The organism is Pseudomonas sp. Sample_22 (assembly GCF_004307635.1).
Classification (GTDB): Bacteria; Pseudomonadota; Gammaproteobacteria; order Pseudomonadales; family Pseudomonadaceae; genus Aquipseudomonas.
In genome coordinates, this window is the sequence record NZ_RCNY01000063.1 from 25261 (window position 1) to 40946 (window position 15686).

Annotated in this window: 21 protein-coding genes; 9 read left to right on the plus strand and 12 right to left on the minus strand. The window is 57.9% G+C overall.

Going from position 1 to position 15686, the window contains the following annotated elements; all coding sequences use genetic code 11:
• Window positions 1–651 carry a hypothetical protein gene (locus tag D8U73_RS16730; protein ID WP_241668531.1) on the minus strand — a complete coding sequence of 217 codons (651 nt, stop codon included), beginning with the start codon at window positions 649–651 and terminating at the stop codon, window positions 1–3.
• Between the two features lie 202 nt (window positions 652–853).
• Here D8U73_RS16730 and D8U73_RS16735 point away from each other — a divergent pair, with 202 nt between their 5' ends.
• From D8U73_RS16735 to D8U73_RS16745, 3 genes are all read left to right on the plus strand, one after another.
• Window positions 854–1171 carry a helix-turn-helix transcriptional regulator gene (locus D8U73_RS16735; protein WP_130905152.1) on the plus strand — a complete coding sequence of 106 codons (318 nt, stop codon included), beginning with the start codon at window positions 854–856 and terminating at the stop codon, window positions 1169–1171.
• A gap of 69 nt (window positions 1172–1240) precedes the next feature.
• On the plus strand, window positions 1241–1579 hold the full coding sequence (locus D8U73_RS16740) for a type II toxin-antitoxin system RelE/ParE family toxin (RefSeq protein ID WP_130905153.1): 339 nt from the start codon (window positions 1241–1243) through the stop codon (window positions 1577–1579).
• Window positions 1572–1895, plus strand: coding sequence for a helix-turn-helix transcriptional regulator (locus D8U73_RS16745; protein WP_130905154.1), 324 nt, complete (start codon window positions 1572–1574; stop codon window positions 1893–1895). The genes D8U73_RS16740 and D8U73_RS16745 overlap by 8 nt, the downstream gene beginning before the upstream one ends.
• A gap of 4 nt (window positions 1896–1899) precedes the next feature.
• Here D8U73_RS16745 and D8U73_RS16750 read toward each other — a convergent pair whose 3' ends face one another.
• Together D8U73_RS16750 and D8U73_RS16755 are read right to left on the minus strand one after the other, a co-directional pair.
• Window positions 1900–3423: an amidase family protein gene (locus tag D8U73_RS16750; RefSeq protein WP_130905155.1), complete on the minus strand. Its 1524-nt coding sequence runs from the start codon at window positions 3421–3423 to the stop codon at window positions 1900–1902.
• A gap of 128 nt (window positions 3424–3551) precedes the next feature.
• Window positions 3552–4610: an MBL fold metallo-hydrolase gene (locus tag D8U73_RS16755; RefSeq protein WP_130905156.1), complete on the minus strand. Its 1059-nt coding sequence runs from the start codon at window positions 4608–4610 to the stop codon at window positions 3552–3554.
• A 214-nt stretch (window positions 4611–4824) separates the two neighbouring features.
• On the opposite strand from D8U73_RS16755, the gene D8U73_RS16760 reads away from it, so the two are divergent.
• The gene (locus D8U73_RS16760) at window positions 4825–5436 is read left to right on the plus strand and encodes a TetR/AcrR family transcriptional regulator (RefSeq protein WP_130905157.1); all 612 of its coding nucleotides are present in this window, start codon (window positions 4825–4827) and stop codon (window positions 5434–5436) included.
• Between the two features lie 57 nt (window positions 5437–5493).
• Here the strand turns inward: D8U73_RS16760 and D8U73_RS16765 are convergent, their stop codons facing one another.
• The gene (locus D8U73_RS16765) at window positions 5494–5820 is read right to left on the minus strand and encodes a DUF2025 family protein (protein ID WP_056852581.1); all 327 of its coding nucleotides are present in this window, start codon (window positions 5818–5820) and stop codon (window positions 5494–5496) included.
• Window positions 5821–6038: 218 nt separating this feature from the next.
• On the opposite strand from D8U73_RS16765, the gene D8U73_RS16770 reads away from it, so the two are divergent.
• Window positions 6039–7166: a glycerophosphodiester phosphodiesterase gene (locus tag D8U73_RS16770; protein ID WP_130905158.1), complete on the plus strand. Its 1128-nt coding sequence runs from the start codon at window positions 6039–6041 to the stop codon at window positions 7164–7166.
• A 189-nt stretch (window positions 7167–7355) separates the two neighbouring features.
• Window positions 7356–7661, plus strand: a complete 306-nt coding sequence (locus D8U73_RS16775; protein WP_130905159.1) for a PepSY domain-containing protein — start codon at window positions 7356–7358, stop codon at window positions 7659–7661.
• 156 nt (window positions 7662–7817) lie between these two features.
• Here the strand turns inward: D8U73_RS16775 and D8U73_RS16780 are convergent, their stop codons facing one another.
• On the minus strand, window positions 7818–8255 hold the full coding sequence (locus D8U73_RS16780; protein WP_130905160.1) for a multidrug/biocide efflux PACE transporter: 438 nt from the start codon (window positions 8253–8255) through the stop codon (window positions 7818–7820).
• 90 nt (window positions 8256–8345) lie between these two features.
• Between D8U73_RS16780 and D8U73_RS16785 the strand changes: the two genes are divergently transcribed.
• Window positions 8346–9200: a LysR family transcriptional regulator gene (locus D8U73_RS16785; protein WP_130905161.1), complete on the plus strand. Its 855-nt coding sequence runs from the start codon at window positions 8346–8348 to the stop codon at window positions 9198–9200.
• A gap of 124 nt (window positions 9201–9324) precedes the next feature.
• On the opposite strand, the gene D8U73_RS16790 is transcribed toward D8U73_RS16785, so the two are convergent.
• The 3 genes from D8U73_RS16790 to D8U73_RS16800 form a co-directional block, all read right to left on the minus strand.
• A complete protein-coding gene (locus D8U73_RS16790; RefSeq protein ID WP_130905162.1) occupies window positions 9325–10560 on the minus strand; it encodes an RNA polymerase sigma factor in 1236 nt (411 codons plus the stop codon).
• A gap of 3 nt (window positions 10561–10563) precedes the next feature.
• A complete protein-coding gene (locus D8U73_RS16795; protein ID WP_056852587.1) occupies window positions 10564–10908 on the minus strand; it encodes a YciI family protein in 345 nt (114 codons plus the stop codon).
• Window positions 10909–10982: 74 nt separating this feature from the next.
• Entirely contained in the window at window positions 10983–11408 is a 426-nt protein-coding gene (locus tag D8U73_RS16800) for a nuclear transport factor 2 family protein (protein WP_056852588.1), read from the minus strand.
• A 141-nt stretch (window positions 11409–11549) separates the two neighbouring features.
• Here D8U73_RS16800 and D8U73_RS16805 point away from each other — a divergent pair, with 141 nt between their 5' ends.
• Window positions 11550–12035, plus strand: a complete 486-nt coding sequence (locus D8U73_RS16805) for a GNAT family N-acetyltransferase (protein WP_130905163.1) — start codon at window positions 11550–11552, stop codon at window positions 12033–12035.
• 66 nt (window positions 12036–12101) lie between these two features.
• Here the strand turns inward: D8U73_RS16805 and D8U73_RS16810 are convergent, their stop codons facing one another.
• From D8U73_RS16810 to D8U73_RS16820, 3 genes are all read right to left on the minus strand, one after another.
• On the minus strand, window positions 12102–12590 hold the full coding sequence (locus tag D8U73_RS16810; RefSeq protein WP_130905164.1) for an N-acetyltransferase: 489 nt from the start codon (window positions 12588–12590) through the stop codon (window positions 12102–12104).
• A gap of 97 nt (window positions 12591–12687) precedes the next feature.
• The gene (locus D8U73_RS16815) at window positions 12688–13173 is read right to left on the minus strand and encodes a GyrI-like domain-containing protein (protein ID WP_130905165.1); all 486 of its coding nucleotides are present in this window, start codon (window positions 13171–13173) and stop codon (window positions 12688–12690) included.
• Window positions 13174–13240: 67 nt separating this feature from the next.
• A complete protein-coding gene (locus tag D8U73_RS16820) occupies window positions 13241–13903 on the minus strand; it encodes a LysE family transporter (protein ID WP_130905166.1) in 663 nt (220 codons plus the stop codon).
• A gap of 137 nt (window positions 13904–14040) precedes the next feature.
• Here D8U73_RS16820 and alaC point away from each other — a divergent pair, with 137 nt between their 5' ends.
• The gene (alaC, locus tag D8U73_RS16825) at window positions 14041–15258 is read left to right on the plus strand and encodes an alanine transaminase (RefSeq protein WP_056852593.1); all 1218 of its coding nucleotides are present in this window, start codon (window positions 14041–14043) and stop codon (window positions 15256–15258) included.
• Window positions 15259–15601: 343 nt separating this feature from the next.
• Here alaC and D8U73_RS29540 read toward each other — a convergent pair.
• Window positions 15602–15686, minus strand: an 85-nt coding sequence (locus D8U73_RS29540; RefSeq protein WP_130905169.1) for a hypothetical protein, incomplete at its 5' end; no start/stop codon positions are given.

Here is a 15686-nt window from a genome sequence, read left to right on the forward strand (position 1 = left end):
TCAATACTGAGCGTCATGCGCCTGTTGCCGCTCAAATTCCCAGATTTCCCGATTCACTTCCATGCGCCGTTCAAGTGCGGCTTGAACGCTGGGCTCATCAAGGCCAGCGTACCGGCGCAACCAGTGAGCCATCATTTCCTCATCCGGGTAGTAATAGTCCTTGTGCCCTTTGCTCCCTCGAAGCGTGTCGTTCATATCGCCATCGAAGCGTCCGGCAGAAAACTCGTCAGTGGGCAAAGTCCCCCATTGGGCGGCGCAATCCTCGAAAACCCAGGCGATCTCATTGATATGCTTTTGCGCACCTCGATGGCCGCGTTTGTAAAACGCGTAATCGCGGCAACTCTCCTCGAAACCCTCCATCATCTGCTCGGCGTCAACCCAGCGAAGCATGTCATGTTGCCCGGCATGACGGATCAGGCCCTCTATCCAACGGTCGACGAAACGCCTAAGGAACCCGTCGACATCCGCCTTTTTCGCGTCGGCGAAAATCATGCAATAACGGGTCTGCACATGGATGACATACAGCACGTGTTTGCGTTGCACGGTGGTCGCATGGACCAGCCACTGTTCGGCAAGCTCATCGCTCCCATCGTCTTCAATAACGGGCGACGGAGGTTTAGCCAGCGGGGTAATTTTTTTACCCTTGTGCACGCGGCTGAAGAAATTGCTGGCTGCTTCGGCGCAGTTGAAGATCAGCGCCGATGAGCAACCTGTGGTTTGTTCACCACGCTGACGCTTGCCACCTGTCAGGTGGAAGCGTGTGAACTGAAAATTCGATTTGATTCGGGCTCAAAACAACTGTACAAAAACACAGTACATTTTGGATCAACACTCTCGAGCCCGGAGAATACCCATGGCCTCTCAAGCGATGAAAATCACCCTGGAACGTATCGCCCTTTTCCAATTCACCCCTACCCACTGCGCCCAGGCCCGAGCAATGCTGGGCTGGAGCGTGGAAGAGTTGTCGCGGGAAGCGTCGGTTTCTGTCGAAGCCATACAGCGCTTCGAAGCGCAACAGGACGTGCTGGATGTCACTCGGTTGGCCTTGGCTTACCGGTTTGAATCGGAAGGTTTGGTGTTTTTCCCCGGTTTTGCACCAGGGCGTGGGATGAATCTGAGAGGGTCTACGCCGAATCCGGTTGGGCGAGCGGATTTTGCAATGGTGGAGTGAGTAAAGGCAACGATTGACGTTTATTCCCATATAGGTATATTTTCGCATGAGTACAAGGAAGCCACTCCTGTGGGTTACAGCAGCAAAAAGGACCTCAAGCAGTTACCCGCAGATTTACAGGATGTTTTTGGTCACGCTCTCGATTTAGCGCAAAACGGCAAGAGGCATCCAGACGCCAAGCATCTCAAGAGCTTTGGAGGTGCCGGGGTCCTTGAGTTGATTGAGGACTTCGATACGAACACTTACCGCGCCGTTTATACCGTTCGCTTCAGGAGCGCTATCTACGTTCTGCACTGTTTTCAGAAAAAGTCGGTTTCAGGCATTAAAACTGCGCAGTGCGATATCGACTTGATCAGAAAAAGGCTACAAGCAGCTCAGGATCACGCGAAAGGATTGGAAAATGATTGAAATCGAAGAGAGCAGCGGCAACGTTTACGAAGACCTTGGTATACCCCACTCCAATGAAATGCGAGTCAAGTCGCAGTTGGCGGCAAAAATTGGGGAAATCATCAAGGCTCGCCATTTGACCCAGATTCAGGCTTCAGAAATTCTGGGGCTTTCACAACCCAAGCTTTCTGAAATGCTGCGAGGCAAGTTTCGCGGGATCAGCGAATCCAAGATGATGGAGTGTTTGTTGTTGCTCGGCCGCGATGTACAAATCGTCGTCAAGTCGGCCCCCCGATCGCGAAGAGAGGGCCGGCTTGAGGTGGTCTTTGCCGAGTGAATGTCTACGGTTTGAAAGCAGGGGTCTGCCGCGCGTGTGCGGCTTGTTCATAGCCGTAAGCCAGTGCCAGAAGCTTGGCTTCACTCCATGGAGCGCCGTAGAAGAACACCGAGGTCGGTACGCCGTCTGCGTCCACTCCCGACGGCATCATGATGCCGGGGTAGCCTGCCAACGGGATGACATTCAAACCGGGGGAGCCGACATCCAGCACCAAGGCGTCGAGTTGATGGGTGTTCAGCAAGTCGTCGATGACAGAAGCGTTTTCATGGCGGATTTTTTGCCATAGCGCATTGTAAGTGCGCTCATCGAAATCGATGCTGTTGGCCGCGCTCAGGACGCTTTGCCCGTAAGCCGGATCACCTGGCGTGGCCTCGTTAAAGCGCACGATTGCGTCCAGCGTGGGAGCAGACATTGCGGTACGTGTTGCCAGATACCTCGGCAAATCACGCTTGATACCCATCCATAGCGCCTCATCTACCTGCTCCGATAACGGATCGGTAAGTTCCACGGGAATCAGGATGGCGCCGGCAGCCTGCATCACTTCCAGAGCCCTGGAAAATTGCGGATCGCTTTCAAGCCCCTCGGCGCTGGTGCCGAACTTCAATGGAAAGCCGATACGGCGTCCCGCCAGTGCATCAGTGCGCAGTAAAGCGGTGTAATCCGTTGCATCAATGACAGATGGCTTGTTGATCGGGTCAGTTGGATCGCTGCCACGCATGGCGTTCAACAACAATGCAGCATCACGAACTGTGCGAGCCATCGGCCCCGGCGTATCGAGTTTGTAGGTCACGGGAACCATGCCACTGCGACTGAGCAAGCCCACCGTGGGTTTGATACCGACCACGCCATTGAGTGATGCAGGACAGATGATCGAACCGATCGTCTCCGTTCCAACCGTCAGCGGCGCGAAACCCGCCGCGAGCGCTGCGCCCGAACCGGCGCTAGAGCCGCATGGCGTTACGCTTAACACGTGGGGATTTCTGGTTTGCCCACCTCGCCCGCTCCAGCCATCGGGAACGGCCGGATCGCGGAAGTTAGCCCATTCGCTAAGGTTGGTCTTTGCGAGAATGACCGCTCCGGCATCCCTCAGACGCTGCACGATAAAGGCGTCCTGCGCTGCAGGTTGCCCAACCAGAGCCAATGAACCGGCGCTGGTCTGCATTGAATCGGAGGTATCGATGTTGTCTTTGAGCAGCACAGGAATGCCATGCAATGGACCGCGAACATGCCCACTTTGGCGTTCCTTATCGAGGACTTGTGCAATGTCCAGTGCGTCGGGGTTCAGTTCGATGATCGCGTTGATTGCCGGCCCCTGCTTGTCCAGCCTTTCGATCCGTTGCAATAAGTGCCTGACCAGCATCACGGAGCTCAGTTGACCACGCTCCATCCTCTGGTTGAGCTCATCGACACCTAAATATTCCAGCCTGGTTTCGGATATCAGGTTATGCGCATAGGCTGCGCTGGCTGCCATCGATAACACGACAATACTGGCTAGCCGCGTCATGCGGCCATTAAAAGATACATCCATGTACAAATCCTCTGACTGATTGCGGGTCAATGACCTCACCCGCGAATCAGCCTAAAGAATCAGTCAGATTTATCCGTCGTCTTAAATCACCAGGGCTCGTACGAAAGTTCGTCGCGAGCCGTAGCCGCTCATCCGACGCTCTGTTGCTCCTCAAACATCCGCTGTTCCACCTCCTGCCACCAGGCCCCGCCCCGTTGCGGATGCCTCAGGGAGAAGGCCTCCCCCATTTGCGGCGTGGTAATCGAAATACTGCGCTCCCAGGCCAACTCCAGGATGCGGTCGAAGGGTTCGTACCAGGCGTGGGTCGACAGGTCGAAGGTGCCGTTGTGGATGGGCAGCAGCCAGCGGCCCTTGAGGTCAATGTGGGCCTGCAGGGTTTGTTCGGGTTGCATGTGCACGTGTGGCCAATCGACGTTGTAGGCGCCGGTTTCCATCAACGTCAGGTCGAACGGGCCGTACTGTTCGCCGATGCGTTTGAAACCATCGAAATAGCCGCTGTCACCACTGAAGAAGATGCGCGTGTCGCCGTCGATCATCACCCACGAAGCCCAAAGGGTGCTGTTGCCATCGAACAGGCCGCGGCCGGAAAAGTGCTGCGAGGGGGTGGCGATGAACTGGATGCCGTCGATTTCCGTGCCTTGCCACCAGTCCCGTTGGCGGACTTTGCTGGCGTCGATACCCCATCTGATCAGCGTGTCGCCCACGCCCAGCGGAGTGAGGAAATAGTTGGCTTTGTCCGCCAGTTTGAGCACGGTCTGGTAATCCAGGTGGTCGTAGTGATCGTGGGACAGGATCACGGCTTCAATCGGCGGTAGCTCTTCCAGGCTGATGGGTGGCTGGTGAAAGCGCTTGGGGCCAGCCCATTGCACAGGCGAGGCACGTTCGGCGAAAACCGGGTCGGTGATCCAGAACTTGTCCCGCAGTTTGAGCAACAACGTGGAGTGACCGAGGCGATAGACGCTGTGGTTCGGCGCGGCAATCAGTGCCGCTTGCGTCAGCGCTTGCACGGGGACGGGTGCCGTCGGGCGGGTGTCGCGCGGTTTGTGGAACATCGCGTTCCACAAGATGCGCAGGGTTTTGCCGATGCTTAATCGCTGTATCGGCGTGTGGTTCTGGAATTGCCCTCGAGCCTGTCGAGAGGCATCAAGGGTAGACGCGTTATTCGCCGGGGAAACTGCATTGGCCATAACTGAATGACTCCAGAAAAACCGCGCGTTGGCGATTTTCCGCTTGGGACGATAAATGGCCAAGGCACGCACGCATTAGCCGAACACTCTAGTGTTTACCGGGCAGGATTAACAAAACATTACACTGCACAGTGTAGTTTCAAGGTTGCATCAATCCCGCCCACAAGTAAACTACCGAGTGTAATTTTCCTTTTCTCTCTGCCGAAGCGGATTTATGACAGTTGCACAGCGCCTGACCGACCGAAAACGCGAAGCCATCATTCAAGCCGCGATTGCTGAGTTCCGTGCCAACGGTTTCGACATCACCAGCATGGACAAGATTGCCGCCAGCGCTGGCGTGTCGAAGCGCACGGTGTACAACCATTTTCCGAGCAAGGAAGAGTTGTTCGCCGAAATTCTTAATCAATTGTGGACTCGGGTGACGGCGGAGCAGGAAATGTCCTACCACCCACAACAGCCATTACGCGAGCAGATGCGCGTGATGCTGATGGCCAAGTTGCAGATGCTGGGTGATGAAAACTTTCTCGATTTGGCGCGGGTGGCCATCGCTGCCACCATCCATTCCCCCGAGCGCGCACAGAACATGGTTGCCAGAATGGGTGAGCGGGAAGAAAGCCTGACCGTGTGGATTCGCGCTGCGCAGGCCGATGGCCGATTGAAACAAGTCGACCCGGCATTTGCCGCGCAGCAGATTCAGGGAATGCTCAAATCCTTCGCGTTCTGGCCGCAAGTTTCCATGGGGCTGCCAAGTCTTTCGCCCGAAATGCAGACCACCGTCGCAGAGTCGGCGCTGGACATGTTTCTGGCCTGCTACGAGTTGCCATGAATACCGAGTCGAAGCGGGTTATGGGTTCAGCTCTGAAGCCCAGTCAACGTGGAAACCTCAACCACGAACCAAACTCCGCAGCGCCGAAATCTCCGGCACCTCTCGCCGTTTCATGTAAACCCGCAGCGGTTCGGTGATGTTGATCCGCTCGTCGATGTTCTGATCGAGCAGCAATTGAATCAGCTCGCGTTTGAGGATCATGGTGCCCTCGAAGCCGGGCGCCCAGACGAATTCACTGGCGGGAATGATGCCGTCATCCGCCACGTCCCTGCCGAAAGAGTCTTCGCTGAAGCGCACGAGATAATGGCCGGTCTTGCGGTTGAGGCCTACGAAGCCTTTGAGTTGGTCAGCGGCCTGGCAGATGAGTTGGGACGTGATGCGCATGGTAAACCTCACAGTGTTTATTGTCGGTTTACACACAGGGCGAGCAATGGCTGTTTCCCTCTGCAGGGGAAATTGCCGCCAAGCGTACTGCAAACGAGCGCACAAAAACGCTGACGAAAATCAGCTTTCAATACGTTTGTGTCGGTCTTGCGATAGCGTTGATGACGCTCAGTTGCTAAAAGGGACTTCTTTGAAACCATCGCGAAAGGATCTCGAGCATGCCTGCAACCTTCACCAAAAGCGCCCTGCTGCTGAGTCTTTGGCTCGGCCTGGGGCAGGTCCAAGCCGCCAGCGAGCCCGGTCCCACAGCATTGGCCACGCGCCTGGGCATCCCGCACCCGGCGGTGATCGCCCACCGTGGCGCCTCGTTCGACGCACCGGAGTCCACGGTTGCCGCCTACAAGCTGGCCCGTGACCTGGGCGCCGATTACCTGGAACTGGACCTGCAACGCAGCAAGGACGGTGTGCTGTTCGCCCTGCACGACAACAACCTGCAACGCACCACCGATGTCGCCAGCAAATTCCCCGAGCGCAAAGACAGCCCCGCCAATGCGTTTACCATGGCCGAACTGAAAACCCTGGATGCCGGCAGTTGGTTCAACACCGCGTACCCCGATCGCGCGCGTCCATCCTATGCAGGCCTGAAAATTCTGACGCTCGATGAGATCATCGACATCGCCCAGGGCAACCCGCTGCACAAGCCAGGCCTGTACATCGAAACCAAGGAGCCCAAGCAGTTTCCCGGCATCGAACGCGATCTCAAGGACAAACTCCATGACCGCGGCTGGCTGAGCCCGGCCGGATCGAAACTGGCGAAGAGCGAGCTGGCGGTCGGTCAGGGTAAAGGCAAGGTGATCCTGCAAACGTTCGAGAAGAGCAGCCTGGAACTGCTGCAAAAGGAAATGCCCCAAGTACCGAAAATCCTTCTGCTGTGGGTGGGCGAAGGCAGCATCGAACCGAAATCCAAAGTGCCGTTTGCCGAATCCGGCGAGAAAGACAAAGCCGCTTACTACGCCAGCCAGGCACCCAAGGACAAAGCCGAATTCCAGCGCTGGGTCGACTACGCCAAAGCCCAGGGCGCGATCGGCACCGGTCCTTCCGCGACACTGACCAAAGGTGGCGATCAGAGTTACTCGGACCTGGTGCAACCGTGGATGAACCAGTACACCCACGATCAGGGACTGTTGGTGCACGTCTATACCGTCGACGATGCGGTGGATTTTCAGAAGGTCATGGATGCCGGTGTCGACGGCATTTTTACCAACCGCGCCAGCGAGTTGTTGAAGTTCTATAAACGCCCGGCCGCCGCGAGTGTCGATCAGCTGTTGAAGAATATTGGGTATTAAACCTGTGCGTGGCTTGCCCGAGATAGCCGTGTCGTCATTCAACGTTGATGTTGAAGCTGACGGCCCCATCGCGGGCAAGCCACCCTCCCACAGTGATTGAAGCAAGACATCAAAGGGAATTTTAAGGGTGGATTAAGTTACCAAAGTTAACCTGATCCCACTTAAACAGCTCACACAAGGAATGAACTCATGAAGACGCTGACTGCTCTGTTCACCGCTGCCGCCCTGACGCTCACCGCCGGTTTGGCCCAGGCTGATGTTCCTGTCGACCAGATTCCTCAGTTGGTCAAGGATGGCAAGATCAAGCCACTGGAAGAGTTGAACCAGATCGTTCTGAAACTGCATCCGGGTGCGACAATTACCGACAGTGACTTGGATAACCACTTCAACGGTTACGAGTACGAAGTCGAGTTGCGCGACGCGAAAAACGTTGAATGGGACGTGGATTTGAACGCCGCCACCGGCGAAGTCCTGAAGAACAAAAAAGACGACTGATGCTCACCGCGAAGAGCCGCACGATTTGATGATCGTGCGGCTTTTTTGCGTCTGAATTTTACGTGATTGCCGGACGTTGGACGTTCCGCAAACGGCGGGATTATTAAGCGCCACTTCTGTAGATGGGCGTCGCGCTGGTGATCGCCCCTCTACAGGTTACGCGTTACACGTAGAGCGGATAACCAACCGCTCGCGGACCACGTCGTACACCCAGTGATAAAGGTAGGTGTACGGCAGGAAAAACAGCAGTACGCCGATATCCAGCAGGAACGCCTGCCACAGACTGACGTTCAGCCACCACGCGATCAAGGGCACGCCAAGGGCAACCAGTCCGCCTTCGAACAGCAGCGCGTGCACCACACGGACCCAGGCGTTGTGCGCGATGGCAAAACGCTTGAGCAACCGGTCGAACAGGCCGTTGAAGATCACGTTCCAGGCCAGCGCCAGTGCCGCGATCAGCAAGGTGACCGCCCCCATTTCCAGCATTGGCTTTTCCATGATCCAGGCCAGCAAGGGCGTACAGATCAGAATGGCCAGCAGTTCGAAACCGATCGCCTGGAAGATACGTTCAGTGATGGATTTGTTGGCGCTCATGGCCAGGACTCCTTGGGTAACGATGGTTGCCATGATCTGCCAACAAACCGATACTTCATAATCAATAACCATCGATCAAGGCGATAGTTCATGGCCTCTCATGAAGTGCTGCTGGCGTTTGTCGAAGCCGCCACCCAAGGATCGTTTTCCGCTGCCGCGCGAAAGCTGGGCCGGAGTCAGTCGACCATTAGCGCGGCTGTCGCCAGCCTCGAAATCGACCTGAACCTGACGTTGTTCGACCGCAGCAGCCGCAAACCCGGCCTGACGCCCGCCGGACGAGTAGTACTGCAACGGGCGGAAGACATACTGGCCGCCACCAGTCGCCTGGAAATGACTGCCAGCCAGCTCTCGCAAGGGGTTGAGGCGAAACTGACGGTCGCTCTTTCCGACACGTACCAGTCCGACCGCTTCGAAGCTTCGCTCAGCGCCTTCGAACAGCGTTACCCGGACCTGGAGCTCGAATGCCTGATCGCCGAATGCGATGACTTGGTGGCGTTGGTGCAAAGCGGTCGGGCGCAGCTCGCCTTTGCTGAAATGCAGGACAGCTATCCGCCGGACCTGGTCAGTTCGACAGTGGACGAACGCACGGAGATTGCGCTGTTCGTGTCGCCGATGCATCCGTTGGCCGCGCTGGATCACATTGACCAGGACGTGTTGCAGCAACACCGTGAGTTGCGCCTGGCGACCATCGTCAATCCTTATGAAAGCCGGGCGAAGGGCCGCATGTGGTCAGCGCCGAGTTATTTGATGCTGTTGGAAATGGCTCAGGGTGGTTTTGGCTGGGCGCCGTTGCCGCGTTGGCTGGTGGCGCGCTTCGGCCCGGGCACCTTGCAGGAACTGCACGTGCGCGGCTGGCCGAAAACGGTGTCGGTGGATGCACTGTGGTCGCGATTGCATCCACCGGGGTCTGCCGGGAGTTGGTTGTTAGGGAAGATGTTGGAGTGAAGGTCCTTCGGCCCTATCGCGGGCAAGCCCGCTCCCACAGGGATTTGTGTCGATACCAAAAGTTGTGTGCACCTCAAACCACTGTGGGAGTGGGCTTGCCCGCGATGAGGCCGGCGAAGTCACATCACTCCAACGCCTTGAGCCGCCCCTCGATAAACCGCCGCTCCGGCGCCTGCTGCGTCAACTCAAGTGCCCGCTCATAGGCGGCCCGCGCCTGCTCCACCCGCCCCAGCTGCCGGCAAAACTCCGCCCGCGCCGAATGTGCCAAGTGGTAATCGAGCAAATCACCGCGCGCCAGAATCGCCTCGACCAGGATCAAACCCGCCAACGGTCCATCCCGTTTGGAAATCGCCGCCGCCCGATTCAACTCGATCACCGGCGAAGGCACTGCCCGTAGCAACACGTCATAGAGGCCGACGATCTGCTCCCAATCGGTTTCATCCACCGAGGGGGCCTCGGCATGAACTGCGGCAATCGCCGCTTGCAGGCAATAGGGGCCAAATCGGCGACTGCTCAACGCCCGCTCCACCAGCGCGCAACCTTCGGCAATCATTGCGCCGTTCCACAACGTTCGGTCCTGCTCATCCAGCAAAATCAGTTCGCCGCTCGCAGACGTTCTGGCCACCCGCCGCGACTCGTGCAACAGCATCATTGCCAGCAAGCCCATGACTTCCGGTTCGGGCAGCAATTCCATCAGCAACCGGCCGAGGCGAATCGCCTCGCGGGTAAGGTCTTCGCGGGTCACCTGTGCGCCGATAGACACCGAATAACCCTCGTTGAACACCAGATAAATCACCCGCAGCACGCTGTCGAGGCGTTCGGGTAATTCCGCCAGAGAGGGCACCTGATAGGGAATTTTTGCGTCACGGATCTTTGCCTTGGCGCGCACGATGCGTTGGGCGATGGTGGCCGGCGCCGAGAGAAAGGCTCGGGCAATTTCTTCGGTGGTCAGGTCGCAGACTTCCCGCAGGGTCAACGGCACCTGGGCATCCGCCGCCAATGCCGGGTGACAACAGGTGAAGATCAGGCGCAAGCGATCATCTTCCACGTCTTCGTCACTCCAGTCCGCCTGCTCCAGCGCCTCCAGTTGCGCTAGCAACAATGGCCGCGAAGCATTGAACCGGGCACGCCGACGCAACACGTCGATGGCCTTGAAGCGCCCGGTAGACACCAGCCACGTACGTGGGTTGTCCGGCACGCCGTCCTGTTGCCAGCGTTCGACCGCGACGAAGAACGCCTCGTGCAAAGCTTCTTCGGCGAGGTCGAAATCGCCGAGCAAGCGAATCAACGTTGCCAGGATGCGCCGCGAGTCTTCACGATAAACCTGTTCGACCCGCGCCTTGACCGCTTGCGCCACCATCAGTCAAGGATTCAACTGGCGCACGGGGCGCACTTCAACGCTGCCGACCCGCGCCGCCGGGATATTCCCGGCGACCTGGATGGCTTCGTTGAGGTCCTTGGCATCGATCAGGTAGAAACCGGCCAACTGCTCTTTGGTTTCGGCGAACGGGCCGTCGGTGATCGACATTTTGCCGTTGCGCATGCGCACGGTGGTGGCGGTCTGCACGGATTCCAGCGCCTCGGCGGCGACCATCCGGCCACTGCCCTGGATCGACTCGGCATAAGCCATGCACTCGGAATCGTGCGGGCTCTCCGGCAGCGAATGCAGCAGGTGCTCATCGCTGTAGACCAGGCATAAATACTTCATCGCGTTCTCCTTCATCGAACGGATCAACTATGGCCGCAGATCGGCACCTTGGCGTTGTTTGCGATAAAAAAATCTCAGGGCTTGAGGTCGAACAGCGGTGCACCGGTTTGCATGTCGAACGGTGCCGACCAGTGTTCATGGACGATCTGCCACAACCCCGCTTCTTGCCGGTAGCACTGCGAGACGCGCATCCAGCAGGCCTGGGTTTCGCCCTTGTCGTTGGTGCCGCCGCAATGGGCCAGCCAGTGGGCGAAGGCGATTTCCTGGGACGGTTCGATGGTGACTTCGTGGAACTCGAAGATGTGCGGGCCGGGGCACATTTGCATGCACTCCTGCCAATGGGCGCGGTAGGCGGACTTGCCCTTGAATTGCAAAGCCTTGACCGCGTCGAAGGAGACGATGTCATCGGCATACAGCGCCATGACTTTATCCACGTCCTTGGCCATGACGGCCTGGCGATAGCTTTCGATGAGGTTCTGGATCTGGGTTTGCGAGTTCATGGTGGTTCTCCGTGGTTTTTGTTGGAAGACACCCATAGTCGTCTGGCGATCCGTTGAATCGACAGGTGAAATAAAAATAATCCAATCCACCGGAATCGCTAGAATCCGGGTTTCTAATCATGTTGGAAAAAGGACCGTCCCGTGACAACCCGACTCATGCCATACGAAAGCCTGAATGCGCTGCAGCGCCAACAGATCGAGGCCATTGAAGTACATCCCGAGCAGATAAAGTTCTGCGGCGACATCCACGGTGCATTGCACACCTTGTTGTCCAAGCCCGGCCCGGGGGTCAAAGGATTTGCCCTGCTGGCTGAAGACATTCCGGTGGCCTTCCTGCTGCTCAAGCGCCCCCCGGTATTGCCGGAATGGGCCAATGAACACAGCGCCACCCTACATGCCCTGCAAGTCGACCAACATTCGCAAGGCAAAGGCTACGGCAAGGCCTGCCTGCAAGCCTTGCCCGAGGCTGCGCGCCAGGCTTGGCCGGAGATCAAAGGGTTGGAGTTATCGGTGGATGCGGACAACGACACCGCCATTGCGCTGTATGCCCGGTATGGTTTTGTCGACAGTGGCGAGGCGTATAAAGGGCGGATCGGGTATGAGCGGCGGATGGGGTTGTTTTTCTAACCGGGGATCAATACAAAACCAATGTAGGAGCGAGCCGGCTCTCTCCTACAGGGGGTTGCGTCGGGTTTAGAGATTGAGAGCCATCTCGTGCCATGCCATGCCACCGTGGTCGGACGCCGACGGCTTGATATAGGCAAAGCCGAACCCGGCATACAGCGGGATATGCCGCTCTTTGCACATCAGGTTGATACTGGCCTTGTTCAGCGCGCGCATGCGCTCGATGAACTCGCCCATCAAGCGTTTCGCCAAACCCTGCCCCTGATAATCCGGATGCACCACCACCGACATGATCACCACGTGCGGTCCGGCCGGGTCGTGGCCAATCAGCTCCTTGAACGCCTCGTCGGACATTTCCACCTGAAATGCCGCACCGGAGTTGATGAAACCGGCTACCACGCCATCCACTTCAGCAACGATGAAACCCTCAGGCCAGGTGGCGATGCGGGTGGCGATTTTTTCCCGGGTGGCGGCTTCGTCGCCTTCGTAGGCTACGGTTTCGATGGCGTAGCAGCGGTCCAGGTCAGCGGGCGTGACATTGCGGATGACGGTGTTCATGGCAGCTCGGAATCAGCGAGGGAAAGGCCGGGATCATAAATCAGCGGCTGCGCGACATCGAGAGACGAATCTACCGATCTACTCTCCGATGCCTCGATTACGCCTTGATCGGCAGCCAGATTTCCAGCTTGCCGGTGTTGAGCTTCGGGTTGAAATCTTCGCTGTAGCGCTCGAACTCCGGAGCGGCCAATTGCTCGTGTCCGGACTGGGGCAACCACGTACCATGGATGTACTGGAAGGTTTGCGGCAGGTCTTCCAGCGCCCCCTTGTGCTCGAACACCACGTATTGCTGGGGCTGGACCTCTACCCAGCGGTACGTTTCCGGCAAATCGTCGAGCTTGCTGATCTCGACGCCGGCGATGTAATCGAATCCGCCCTGGCCATCGAAATTGCAGCAGACGCCGTAGGTCACTTCGCCTTTTTGCCCTGGAACATTGCCAATATGGGGGATGAATTTTTCCCAGAGTTCGGGAATGCCTTTCACGGTTTGTTGGGTAAATTTTCCACCAAGCCCTGCAATCAGCAGAAAGTGCCCGTGCTCAATGCGGGGTTCGGACACCTCGACACGTGTTTGTTCATCCATGACTCGACTCCTGGCGCTTAAAAGTGGGTTTGGCAGGGAGTATAGAAGCCAATCCCGCATCGCCAAGTTACAAGGCGTGCAACTGCTCGACGGCGCCAGAGCCCACAAACTCGTTGTAGCCAGACAGGATCACGTAGACCGCGAAGTAGCAGAAGATCGCCGCCGATGCCATGTAGGAGTAACGCAGCAATTTGTCGCCGAGCAACTTGCCACCGTGGCTCGCCGCGAAGCACACGCCTGCGCACCACAGCAGCCCGGCGCAGAGGAAGCCGCCGAGGAACAGCGCCGAACTCAACCCACCCCCGCCTCCGGAACGGGCGATCAGCGTGCCGCCCACGGCCGCGAACCAGAGAATGGCGCTGGGCGACGACATGGCGAGAAAAATCCCGCGAAAGAATTCCTTGCGATGGGAGTTGTGGCCGACTTCAGCAGTCTGCGCCAACAGCGCCTCATGGTGGATCGCCGAGTAAATCATCTTCGCCGCGAAGTACACCAGCAGCGCCGAACCGCCGATCCACAACACCCAACGGACGGTTTCGTATTGCAGCAAAACGGTCATGCCGGCCAGCGCCAGCACCGCGTAGACCAGGTCGCCGACACAAGTCCCCAGGCCCAGTGCAAAGCCTTGAAAATAGCCGCGTTGCATCGCCAGGGTGATCATCGCGATGTTGGCCACGCCGATGTCCAGGCACAGCGAAAGGCTCAGCAAAAAGCCACTGGTGAATTCCATCGTTCCATTTCCTTCGGAAAAATTTGTTTACAAGGAGGCTGGACAGTCTGCCACAGCTGGTCGTACATTCCGCCACAGGTCACCACAGACCTGCGTCGCTCGGACGGTTCCGGGCGCTTACGTTATCCGAGGCAACAATGGCCGAACAAGGTTCGCCGCGCCGCTTTGCGCGCATAGATCGACTCCCCCCATACGTTTTCAACATCACCGCCGAGCTGAAGATGGCCGCCCGTCGTCGTGGCGAAGACATCATCGACTTGAGCATGGGCAACCCCGACGGCGCCACGCCACCGCACATCGTCGACAAACTCGTCACCGTCGCCCAACGCGAAGACACCCACGGTTACTCGACGTCCAAAGGTATTCCGCGCCTGCGCCGGGCGATTTCCAACTGGTACAAGAATCGCTACGAGGTCGACATCGACCCGGAAAGCGAAGCCATTGTCACCATCGGATCCAAGGAAGGCCTGGCGCACTTGATGCTCGCCACCCTCGACCAGGGCGACACCGTGCTGGTGCCGAACCCGAGCTATCCGATTCACATCTACGGTGCCGTGATTGCCGGCGCCCAGGTGCGTTCGGTGCCGCTGGTGCCCGGTGTGGACTTCTTCGCGGAACTGGAACGCGCCATTCGCGGCTCGATCCCGAAACCGAAGATGATGATTCTCGGCTTCCCGTCCAACCCCACCGCACAGTGCGTGGAGCTGGATTTCTTTGAGCGGGTGATCGCCCTCGCCAAGCAGTACGACGTGCTGGTGGTGCATGACCTGGCCTACGCCGACATCGTCTACGACGGCTGGAAAGCACCGTCGATCATGCAAGTGCCGGGCGCCAAGGATATTGCGGTGGAGTTTTTCACCCTGTCCAAGAGCTACAACATGGCGGGTTGGCGCATCGGGTTCATGGTCGGCAACCCGGAGCTGGTCAACGCCTTGGCGCGGATCAAGAGCTACCACGACTACGGCACCTTCACGCCGCTGCAAGTGGCGGCGATCGCCGCTCTGGAAGGCGATCAGCAGTGCGTGCGCGACATCGCCGAGCAATATCGGCAGCGCCGCAATGTGTTGGTCAAAGGCCTGCACGAGCTGGGCTGGATGGTGGAAAACCCGAAAGCGTCGATGTACGTCTGGGCCAAGATTCCAGAGGCTTATGCGCACCTGGGCTCCCTGGAGTTCGCCAAGAAACTGCTGGCCGAGGCCAAGGTCTGCGTCTCGCCGGGTGTGGGTTTCGGCGAGTATGGCGATGATCACGTACGCTTTGCGCTGATCGAAAACCAGGACCGGATTCGCCAGGCGGTGCGCGGGATTCGCGGGATGTTCAGGGCGGATGGCTTGGCCCCGAAAACCAACGCCTGACACAAAACCTGTGGCAACAACATTCCTGTGGCGAGGGAGCTTGCTCCCGCTGGGCTGCGAAGCGAACCCCAAACTGGTCACCGCGGTTCTTCTGGCATAACGCGTTGGCCGATTTTACGACGGCTACGCCGCCGGACGGGAGCAAGCTCCCTCGCCACAAATGCATCGACTGACAGAAATTTCTTTCACCCACAAAAAAACCGCAGCGATGCGGTTTTTTTGTGCCTGATCGTTCCCACGCTCTGCGTGGGAATGCATCCCGTGACGCTCCGCGTCACAGTGGACGCAGAGCTTCCATGGCAACATTCCCTAGCGGAGCATGGAAACGATCAGTGCAGTGTGTTTAGACGAACAGCGACAACAACAGAATAAAGCCCAGGCCCACCACCGACAGGATGGTTTCCATCGCGGTCCAGGTCTTGAAGGTT

Coding starts and splice junctions, on each gene's coding strand:
- D8U73_RS16810 (WP_130905164.1), bottom strand. CDS start 12,590: ATGAACACCGTCATCCGCAATGTCACGCCCGCTGACCTGGACCGCTGC.
- D8U73_RS16815 (WP_130905165.1), bottom strand. CDS start 13,173: ATGGATGAACAAACACGTGTCGAGGTGTCCGAACCCCGCATTGAGCAC.
- D8U73_RS16735 (WP_130905152.1), top strand. CDS start 854: ATGGCCTCTCAAGCGATGAAAATCACCCTGGAACGTATCGCCCTTTTC.
- D8U73_RS16790 (WP_130905162.1), bottom strand. CDS start 10,560: ATGGTGGCGCAAGCGGTCAAGGCGCGGGTCGAACAGGTTTATCGTGAA.
- D8U73_RS16820 (WP_130905166.1), bottom strand. CDS start 13,903: ATGGAATTCACCAGTGGCTTTTTGCTGAGCCTTTCGCTGTGCCTGGAC.
- D8U73_RS16745 (WP_130905154.1), top strand. CDS start 1,572: ATGATTGAAATCGAAGAGAGCAGCGGCAACGTTTACGAAGACCTTGGT.
- D8U73_RS16760 (WP_130905157.1), top strand. CDS start 4,825: ATGACAGTTGCACAGCGCCTGACCGACCGAAAACGCGAAGCCATCATT.
- D8U73_RS16750 (WP_130905155.1), bottom strand. CDS start 3,423: ATGGATGTATCTTTTAATGGCCGCATGACGCGGCTAGCCAGTATTGTC.
- D8U73_RS16800 (WP_056852588.1), bottom strand. CDS start 11,408: ATGAACTCGCAAACCCAGATCCAGAACCTCATCGAAAGCTATCGCCAG.
- D8U73_RS16795 (WP_056852587.1), bottom strand. CDS start 10,908: ATGAAGTATTTATGCCTGGTCTACAGCGATGAGCACCTGCTGCATTCG.
- D8U73_RS16775 (WP_130905159.1), top strand. CDS start 7,356: ATGAAGACGCTGACTGCTCTGTTCACCGCTGCCGCCCTGACGCTCACC.
- D8U73_RS16785 (WP_130905161.1), top strand. CDS start 8,346: ATGGCCTCTCATGAAGTGCTGCTGGCGTTTGTCGAAGCCGCCACCCAA.
- D8U73_RS16755 (WP_130905156.1), bottom strand. CDS start 4,610: ATGGCCAATGCAGTTTCCCCGGCGAATAACGCGTCTACCCTTGATGCC.
- alaC (WP_056852593.1), top strand. CDS start 14,041: ATGGCCGAACAAGGTTCGCCGCGCCGCTTTGCGCGCATAGATCGACTC.
- D8U73_RS16765 (WP_056852581.1), bottom strand. CDS start 5,820: ATGCGCATCACGTCCCAACTCATCTGCCAGGCCGCTGACCAACTCAAA.
- D8U73_RS16780 (WP_130905160.1), bottom strand. CDS start 8,255: ATGAGCGCCAACAAATCCATCACTGAACGTATCTTCCAGGCGATCGGT.
- D8U73_RS16770 (WP_130905158.1), top strand. CDS start 6,039: ATGCCTGCAACCTTCACCAAAAGCGCCCTGCTGCTGAGTCTTTGGCTC.